This is a genomic window from Colwellia psychrerythraea (genome assembly GCF_000764185.1).
Lineage (GTDB): Bacteria > Pseudomonadota > Gammaproteobacteria > Enterobacterales > Alteromonadaceae > Colwellia > Colwellia psychrerythraea_B.
This window is the reverse complement of sequence record NZ_JQEC01000019.1, coordinates 1-1,219: the sequence shown is the minus strand read 5'-3', so window position 1 is coordinate 1,219 and position 1,219 is coordinate 1. Positions and strand designations below refer to the sequence as shown.

Annotated in this window: 1 protein-coding gene; it reads left to right on the top strand. The window is 40.7% G+C overall.

The window, feature by feature from the left end:
* Positions 1–1,219, top strand: a 1,219-nt coding sequence (locus GAB14E_RS25085; RefSeq protein ID WP_033081986.1) for a beta strand repeat-containing protein, incomplete at both ends; no start/stop codon positions are given.

Below are 1,219 nucleotides of genomic sequence, written 5' to 3'. Positions count from 1 at the left end.
TATTACCGGTAATACAGCACAAGATATTACCTTAGGCACAGATATCGCGCGTATTGAGACGTTAAATGCGCAAGTTGGTACGAACACTTTACGTGGAGAAAACGCGACTAACGATTGGAATATCACTGCTGCCAATACAGGTACTATCGATGACCAAACCACAACATTAAGCTTTACTAATTTTATTAACCTGATTGGTGGCACAGCGGTAGATACCTTTACATTATCTGATGTAGCGCTTGTTACTGGTTTAATTGATGGTGGCGCTGGTAGCGATAAGGTTGATATAACTGGGAGCACAGCACAAGACATTATCCTAGGTACTGATATAACTCGTATTGAGACGTTAACCGCACAAATAGGTACTAACACTTTACGTGCAGATAATACCACTAACGATTGGAACATAACCGCAGCGAACACTGGCACAATTTATGACCAAACCACTACATTAAGTTTCACTAACTTTATTAACTTAGTCGGTGGCACAGGTGTCGATAATTTCACCTTAGCAGATATCACTCATGTGACGGGCTTAATTGATGGTGGTGCAGGTAGCGATAAGATAGATATTACCGGTAATACAGCACAAGATATTACCTTAGGCACAGATATCGCGCGTATTGAGACGTTAAATGCGCAAGTTGGTACGAACACTTTACGTGGAGAAAACGCGACTAACGATTGGAATATCACTGCTGCCAATACAGGTACTATCGATGACCAAAGCACCACATTAAGCTTTACTAATTTTAGTGAATTGGTTGGTGGCACCTTAGTTGATGACTTTCTTTTTGATTCCACAGGTAGTGTGAATAGTTTAGCAGCAGGCACAGGTGAAGATGTCATTAGTGTTGATAACATCACGCAGGTAGCTACGACGATAGATGGTGGCGCCAATGACGATATACTTAATTTAAATACTGATAATCAAATCATTACACTTGCTTCAGTAACGAGTATAGAAACAATTAATGCAACGGCGGGTACCAACACCTTACAGGGTGGTAATGCTACCAACACTTGGACCATTAATAGTGAAAATGCAGGTACGTTAAATACGACAACTTTTAGTAACTTCAATAATTTGACTGGTGGCACAGGTGTCGATAATTTCACCTTAGCAGATATCGCTCATGTGACGGGCTTAATTGATGGTGGTGCAGGTAGCGATAAGATAGATATTACCGGTAATACAGCACAAGATATTACCTTAGGC